This is a genomic window from Rhodococcus sp. NPDC057529 (genome assembly GCF_042802055.1).
GTDB lineage: Bacteria > Actinomycetota > Actinomycetes > Mycobacteriales > Mycobacteriaceae > Rhodococcus_F.
Genome location: NZ_JBHVEY010000012.1, coordinates 241540 through 250419, shown reverse-complemented (window position 1 = coordinate 250419; position 8880 = coordinate 241540). Strand labels below are relative to the sequence as shown.

2 protein-coding genes are annotated in these 8880 nt (G+C 68.5%); one reads left to right on the top strand and one right to left on the bottom strand.

Going from position 1 to position 8880, the window contains the following annotated elements; genetic code table 11:
* The coding region (locus tag ACFU5V_RS24610) for an amino acid adenylation domain-containing protein (protein ID WP_378702694.1) at positions 1–6112 on the top strand (6112 nt) is incomplete at its 5' end.
* On the opposite strand, the gene ACFU5V_RS24605 is transcribed toward ACFU5V_RS24610, so the two are convergent.
* Complete coding sequence (locus ACFU5V_RS24605; protein WP_378702692.1) at positions 6091–8817, bottom strand: amino acid adenylation domain-containing protein; 2727 nt, start codon at positions 8815–8817, stop codon at positions 6091–6093. The two genes, ACFU5V_RS24610 and ACFU5V_RS24605, sit on opposite strands and share 22 nt — an antisense overlap.
* Positions 8818–8880 lie beyond the last annotated feature (63 nt).

Genomic DNA, 8880 nt, shown 5'->3' with positions numbered 1-8880 from the left:
CACCGACATCCACACCGCCACCGGACCCGCCGCCACCTTCGACACCCTCACCGTCCTCGAGTCCTACCCCCTCGACACCACCACCCTCACCACCCTCACCACCCCCGACACCCCCGACACCACCGGCCTCCACGTCACCGATGTCCGGGGCGCCGACGCCACCCACTACCCACTCGCCCTCGCCGTCACCGAGGGCATCACACTTCACCTGAAATTCGAATACCTTCCCGCCGCACTCGACCGCACGGCGGTAGAATCCATTGCCGGGCAGGTAATCCGGGTGCTGAAGTCGATCGCCACCCGCCCAGATCTCCCACTCGCCCGGCTCCACCTGCTCAGTGACACCGAGATGCGCGAACTCCTTCCCATTCGTGGTGGGACTCCGGGTCCCGACAGGACATTCGCCGACGTCCTCACCGATGCCGCCGCATTCGATCCCGCGGCACCGGCACTGTCGTACGGAGGCCGGGTGGTGTCCTACCGCGAGCTCGACGAGACATCGAATCGTCTGGCGCGCATGCTCATCGAGCAGGGTGCCCGGCCGGAGACGTTCGTTGCGATCGCCATTCCCCGGTCGATCGACTCCGTGATCGCGATGTGGGCGGTGGTGAAGACCGGCGCGGCCTTCATGCCCGTCGACGTGACCTATCCCGACGCGCGGATCGAGCACATGCTCACCGATTCCGGTTCCTCTCTGGGCATCACGGTCGGGACCCACCGCAGCCGCTTGCCGCTCACCCTCCGATGGACCGTCCTCGACGCCCCGGACGTCACCACGACGATCGGGCGCTATCCTGCGACCCCCGTCCGCGACTCCGATCGCAGGACGCCGCTGCGGGTAGATCACCCCGCCTACCTCGTCTACACCTCGGGGTCCACCGGCACTCCCAAGGGTGTGGTGGTCGGTCACCGTGGACTCGCGCAGGTCGCGGCAACCCAGATCGAGCTGATGGGATCGGATCGACGGTCGCGGGTCCTGCACTTCTCGTCGCCCACGTTCGACGGTTCGATCTTCGACTACCTGCTGGCCTTCGGGGTCGGGGCGACGATGGTGATCACCGCTCCGACGGTGTACGGCGGCAGCGAGCTGGCCCGGCTGCTGGCCTCCGAACGGATCACCCACGCGTTCGTGCCGACTGCGGCACTGGCCACGACCGATCCCGAGGACCTCGACTGCCTGACCGACGTGGTGGTCGGAGGCGAGGCATGCCCACCCGGTCTGGTGTCCCGCTGGGCCCCGGGCCGCAGGCTGCGCAACGGTTACGGCCCGACCGAAACCACCGTGATGTGCAACGTCAGCGAGCCGATGTCGGTCGGAACCCCGGTGACAGTGGGGTTCCCGATCGACGGGGTCACCGAACTCGTCCTCGACTACCGGTTGCAGCCGGTCCCGGCCGGTGTGCCCGGCGAGCTCTACATCGCCGGCGGCGGTCTCGCCCGGGGCTACCACCGGCGAGCCGGACTCACCGCCGCACGCTTCGTCGCCAACCCGTACGGCGAACCCGGCGAACGGATGTACCGGACCGGTGACCTGGTGCGCTGGACCAGGGGCGCACGTGCACTCGACTACCTCGGCCGCACCGACTTCCAGGTGAAGATCCGCGGCTTCCGCATCGAACCGGGCGAGATCGACAACGCACTCACCCGGCATCCCGAGGTCGACTACGCCGCCACCGTCAGCCGTCCGGGACCTGCCGGAGACGCGATACTCGTCTCCTACGTACTGCCCGCCGAGGGCACCGACCCCCGCCCCGCGGAGCTGCGCACCTACCTGACCGATCGTCTGCCGTCGTACATGGTCCCCGCCACCGTGGTGACGATCGACGAGATCCCGTTGACGCGCGTCGGCAAACTCGACCGCGCCGCGCTTCCCGACCCCCCGCTCGACTCGACCACCCCCGGACCGCGCCGCGCCGCGACACCGGTGGAGGAAATCGTGACGGACGCGTTCGCCGCGGTGCTCGGCATCGACCACGTGAGCGTCGACGACAATTTCTTCGACGCCGGCGGCAACTCGCTCAGCGCCACGCGTGCGGTCGCCCGCATCGATGCAGCCCTCGACGCCGATCTCGGCGTCCGCGCTCTGTTCGACAACCCGACGCCACGCGCCCTCGCCCACCAGCTGGTGCGACGGACGGATGACGCCCCGCGACCGTTGATCGCCGGTCCCCGACCGCCCGTGCTCCCGCTGTCACCCGCCCAACACCGGATGTGGTTCCTCAACCAGTACGACCCCGCCTCGCCCGCCTACAACATTCCCGTCGCGCTTCGACTCACCGGGGCGCTCGACACCGACGCACTCTCCGCGGCACTGACCGATGTCGTGACACGGCACGAAGCACTCCGCACCATCTATCCACTACACGACGGTCAGCCCGTCCAGGAGGTACTGCCCCCGGAGGATGCAGTCCCGCACGTCGACATCGTCCGTGCCACCGACGACGACGTGACGGCCCGCATCTTCGGGTACGTGACCACCGGGTTCGACGTCACCGTCGACCCGCCGCTCCGCTGCCGGCTGCTCCGTCTCACGCCCGAACAGCACGTTCTCGTCCTCGTCCTGCACCACATCAGCGCCGACGGCCGATCGATGGTCCCGCTGACCCGGGACTTCGTCACCGCCTACACGGCCAGGACGCGCCACCGGCCGCCCCGCTGGTCACCCCTGCCCGTCCAGTACGCGGATTACGCTCTCCGCCAGCACGAGTTGTTCGGGACACCGGCCGGCGACCACAGCCTGCTCGCGAGCCGGCTCGAGTACTGGATGCGCACGCTCGACGGACTGCCCGAGGTTCTGCCCCTTCCCACGGACAGACCACGCCCGTTGCAGCGAACCCTGCGTGGCGACCGGTGGGACTTCCGCGTCGACGCGGACGTGCACCGCGCCCTGCGATCGATGGCACGTCACCGAAACAGCACCCTCTTCATGACGGTGCACGCGGCACTGGCCGTCCTGCTGTCGCGGCTGACCGGCACCTGCGACATCGCCATCGGCACCGCCGTCGCGGGCAGGCCGGAACCGGCGCTGGACGACCTGGTCGGCATGTTCGTCAACACCCTCGTCCTACGTACTGGCGTCGACGCGGCCGACACGTTCACCGCTCTCCTCGCGCACACTCGCGAAGCCGATCTCGGCGCGTTCACCCACGCCGACCTGCCGTTCGAGCGACTCGTCGAGGCTGTGACGCCGGTTCGCTCCACCTCGCACTCCCCGCTGTTCCAGGCGTCGCTGGAGTTCGAGAGCGCCGCCCGGCCCGCCCACCTCACCCTGCCGGACGTCGAGGTCGAGGCAGTCGACGTCGCGACGGCGATCGCCAAGGAAGATCTGGAGCTCCTGGTCGTCGAGGAATTCGACAGCGGCGGTGCACCTGCGGGCATCGCTGCGGCCTTCACCTATGCCACCGATCTGTTCGACTCCCCGACGGTCGCGCGGCTCGCGGAACGATTCATCCGCATCCTCGAGGCGGTGGCCGACGACCCGGACCAGCCGGTCGGTGACATCGAGATCGTCGACGCCGTGGAGCGCGGACCGGACGTCGGCGCCCACGGACCGGTTCCCCGGTGCTGGCCGGAACTGCTGTCCGATGCCGCCCGGACAGGCGGCGATGCCGTGGCCGTGAGCTGCGAGGGACGCGACATCACCTACCGTCGACTCGACGAGCGTTCCAGCCAGCTGGCCCGCCTTCTGATCGAGCGCGGGGCAGGGCCGGAAACCTTTGTCGCTTCGGCTATCCCACGCTCGATCGAATCGGTGGTCGCCCTGTGGTCGGTGGTGAAATCCGGTGCCGCCCCGGTGCCGATCGACCCGACGTACCCGGCCGACCGGGTCAACCACATGCTGACGGATTGTGGAGCGATACTGGGTGTCACGTCGTCCACGTATCGGCCACACCTCCCCGACACGGTGCCCTGGCTGATTCTCGACGACCCTGCCTTCGAAGACGGCCTCTCCGCCTACGGTCGTACGGCCCTGACCGATGCGGATCGGCTCGCTCCGTTGATGCTCGCCCATCCCGCGTATCTGATCTACACGTCCGGGTCGACCGGGACACCGAAGGGCGTCGTGCTCACCCACACCGGGCTGGCGAATCTGGCCGAACACGAACGCACGCACCTGACGGTCGCGCCCGGCGCACGAGTATCGCACCTTGCCTCACCCAGCTTCGACGCATCGATTTTCGAGTTGACCATGGCATTCTGCGCCGGCGCCCACGTCGTGATCGTGCCGCCCCTGACGTACGGCGGACCGGAACTGACCCGGCTCCTCGACGACGCCCACGTCAGTCACGCCTTCATCACCCCGACCGCGCTCGCTTCCCTCGACCCCGGCCGTCTCGAGTCGCTGCGGGTCCTGACCGTCGCGGGCGAGCCGTGCCCGCCGGTGCTGGCCGCGCGCTGGGCACCGGGCCGGCGCATGTTCAACGCCTACGGCCCCACCGAGACGACGATCATGTCGCACATCAGCGAACCGCTGACGCCGGACGGCCGGATCGCCATCGGCCGTCCCGCCCGGGGATTCGTTGCCGCGATACTCGACAGCCGGCTGCATCACGTCCCAGCGGGAACGCCGGGCGAACTGTACCTCGCAGGTCCCGGGCTCGCCCGCGGATACCACGCACGAGCGGCCGAAACCGCACGGAATTTCGTCGCCTGCCCGTTCGCCGGAGCGGGCGAACGGATGTATCGCACCGGGGATCTGGTGCGGAGGCTCTCCGACGGCTCGGTCGAACATCTCGGTCGTACCGATTTCCAGATCAAGGTCCGAGGATTCCGGATCGAGCCTGGCGAGATCGATTTCGCCCTGACAGCTCGGCGGGACGTGGATTTCGCCGTCACACTCGGCCGGCCCGCCCCGGGCGGAGACACCGCGCTGGTCACCTATGTCGTTGCTCGTCCCGGTTTGACCATCGACACCGGGAACCTCGACGAGTACCTGTCCCGGCGGCTGCCCGCGCACATGGTGCCGACGACCTTCATCGAGCTCGAGCACATCCCGTTGACCCCCACCGGAAAACTCGATCGTGCCGCCCTTCCCGATCCGGAGTTCCCCTCGCGCACAGCGCGATTCCGTCCACCGCGGACACCACTGGAGCGGGAGGTGGTCGATGCTTTCGCGGAGATCCTCGGCACCGAGCCGGGACGGTCCGGAAGGATAGGTGTCGACGACGACTTCTTCGCTCTCGGCGGTACCTCCTTGACGGCGATCCGGGCGCTCACCACCCTGCAGGAAAGTCTCGGTCGCACCGTCCCATTGCAGGCGCTGTTCCTCGATCCCACCCCGGCCGGGCTGGCCGCGCGGATCGACGCACGATCCGCACCGGACACGGTGGACGAGGCACTGCGCGTACTGGTGCCGCTCCGCCCTGCCGGCACCGGACCACCACTGTTCTGTGTGCATGCCGGAATCGGTCTGGCATGGGCATACACGGCGCTGGTGCGGCACCTCGCACCGAGTCGGCCCGTCTACGGCCTGCAATTGCCGTCGATCAGTGGTGGACCGGAGCTCGATTCGATCGAAGAGCTGGCCCACCGATACGTCGAGGAAATCAGAACGGTCCAATCGGCGGGTCCTTACCATCTCCTCGGCTGGTCGCTGGGCGGGACCATCGCCTACGCGATGGCGACGGAGCTGCGCCGCGACCGCGACGATGTCGCCTCCCTCGTCCTCCTCGACAGCTATCCCGGGAACGCGGACGACACCCCACCAGCGCAGCTGGGTGTCGATCAGCTACTCGCAGGTCTCGGCGTCGAGGCCGCGACGAACGGTGACGGCGAGCTGACCTACGCGCGAGCAGCAGAAGCCCTCGAAGCGGCGTACGGGCCCGCGGCCGCACTGACACCCGAGCACCTGCGCCGAATCAACGAGGGATACGAACGCTCGTCTCGGATGCTGACTCACTTCACCCCCGAGGTTTTCGACGGGGACGTGCTCTTCGTCACCGCCGCGACGACGACGCCGGAAACGGGTACGGCCCTGGATGCCTGGCGGCCGTCGATCACCGGAAACATCCGTGAACATCGGGTGCCGTGCGCCCACAACGACGTGATGCAACCCGAACCCGCTCAGCAGATCGGCCCGATCGTCGACGCCTATCTGTCCGGCGACGGGTAGAGCCTGTCCAAGGTGGCACAGATGCCGTTGATACTCGGATGCAGATACAGTTCCCGCATCGGAAGCACCGGCAACCCCTGACGGCGCATCATGCTGTCGGCCTTGATGGCGCACAACGAGTTGCCGCCGAGCTCGAAGAGGTTGTCGTCGGCGGCGATCGTCATCCCCAGGACCGCCTCCCAGATGTCGGTGAGCGTTCCCGCCAGTCCACCCGCAACGGATGTGTGCGGTACCCGGGAGCGCGGCGGGGTCCGATCGGGTTCGGGAAGACGGGACACGTCGAGCTTGCCGTTGATCGTGAGGGGAAGAGCGGCGACCACGGTGATGGTGCGCGGCAGCATGTACTCCGGGAGGAATTTCGCCGCCCGCTGCCGAATCGCTTTTCCGTTCCCGCCCGGGGAAACCACAAACGCATCGAGACCGGAGCCGCCTGCCGCGTCCTCACTTCCGCTCGTCACCACCGCCGCATCGACGACGGCGGGATCGTCGAGCAGCACACCGCGCACCTCACCGAGTTCGACCCGGAAGCCGCGGATCTGAACCTGAGTGTCCAGCCGGCCGAGGTGTTCGAGCGTGCCGTCGCGACGCAGTCGACCCCGGTCTCCGGTTCGGTACAACCTTCGGTTCCCGCACGCCGGGACACTGAGGAAACGCTCCGCGGTGAGCTCGGGCCTACGCAGATATCCGAGCGCCACTCCCGCACCGCCGACATACACTTCCCCGTCCACACCCCCCGGAACCGGCCGTCCTCGTTCGTCGAGCACGAACACGTACCAGCCGGGCAGCGGCCGTCCCACCACCCGGGTGCCGGCCACCGCGTCGCCGCGAGTCACGGTGTGCGCCGTGACGTGTACGGTCGTCTCCGTTGTCCCGTACATGTCGACCAGTCGGCATTCCGACTCTGGATACCGGTCCATCCAGGGCAGAAGCGCCCGCGCATCGAGCGACTCGCCACCGAAGACGACCAGGCGCAGCGCATCCAGCCGATCGAGCTCCCGGTCCGCCTCGGCGAGTTGCGCGAAGGCCGACGGGGTTTGACTCAGAACACTCACCCGCTCGTCGGCGAGCAGTGCATGGAATTCGACCGGTGACCGAGAAATCCAGAAGGGGACGATGACCAGCCGCGCTCCCGTGAGCAGCGCACCCCAGATCTCCCAGACCGAGAAGTCGAAAGCGGAGGAATGAAACATCGACCAGGTGTCCACGGGGCGGAGGCGGAACTCCGCGGTAGTGGCCGCGAGAAGCGCCAACACCGCGCGGTGCGGAATCATCACCCCCTTCGGTCGACCGGTGGAACCGGACGTGTAGATCACGTAGGCCGCCGCGTCCGGATCGAGCCCGTCCCTGTCCGTATCCGGGGTGTCGTCTCGGACAGACACCAGCCCCCTCGGTGAGACCAACCGAATCTCGCTGCCCCACACTGGGTCCTCGACCTCGGTGACGACCAGGTGCACGTCGGCATCGTCGGCGGTGTACGCGAGCCGGTCCGCGGGATGCCGCACATCCATCGGGACGTACGTCGCACCCACGTCGAGCACCGCCAGCATGGCGACGATCAACTCCACGGACCGATCCAGGCAGAGACCGACCCGGTCGCCCGGGCGGATACCGAGTCTCCGGAGACCGGATGCCGCCCAACGTGATTGGTCGTCCAGTTCGGCGTACGTGAGCTGACGATGACCGTGTACCACTGCAATCGCGTCGGGCTGCTCCTTCGCGCGGGTCCGGAACAACGCCTCGATCCGTCCTGCACCGGGTACGGGCGGCGCGACCACCTCGAGGCCCGCCCCGGAAACCATCTGCTCGTCACCCACGGGAAGGTCGCCGACGCGCACGTCCGCCCCCACGCCGCGCAGCTGACGGCACATGTGCACGACGTGCCGCCCGAACTGCCGTGCGGCCTCGTCGTCCACCACATTCTGCTGACGATGCAGTTGGAGCCGGACGTCGCCGCCGGCGTCGACGATGGGAGCGAGAGTCAGCGGAAAGGGTGCGGACTGGCAGGCCAGCCAGTCCCGCGCGGACCGGGGGAACGTCGTCGTCACACCCAGCACACCGACGCCGACGTCACGAATGCCGCGCGGACCGTACGCAGCATCCGTGTCCAGCGGGGTACGGGCGTCGCACCCGAGCGAATCGATCGTGCTGCGGACGACCCTGTGCAGCACAGCGTTGTCGGAGCAGTCGACCGTCGCCACCGTGCAGTGGTAGAAGCCGCCGAGGACGTACGGCGGGCGATCTCGATCCTCGCACCAGGCTGCCACTCGCACGGTGTCATCGTGCTCGTACCGGCCCAGGACCAGTGCGGCCGCGACGGCGACGGTGGCAGTGACGTCCCCACCGATCCGCCCCAGCGCAAACTCGTAGGACACCGGTCCGGAACGCTGTTCGGCTGCCGCCCAGAGGAATCCGTGGCGTCCCGCACTCGCCGACGGCAACGGATCGAGCGCTTCGCCGTCATGGTGCTCACCGGGCGGCCCCGCGAACACGGCGTCCACGCCCAGGCCACCGGTCAGGACCTCACTCATCGTGGCGAGCGCCGTCGAATCCAGATCCCGGCGGTCCGCTGCGAGCACCAGGTCGGCCACCCCGTCCGAGTAGAGCAGCAGGACCGCCCGAACCCTGCACCCGTTCGTGCCGACCGGCCGCCGCAACTCGCGGTCTCGGCGACACCGTGCGGCGGCATCCGCGGCAGATCCGTTCACCCGTTCGATCCACAAGCGCGGGGCCGCAACCTCATCCCCCCACCATCGGACCCTCGCGGACTC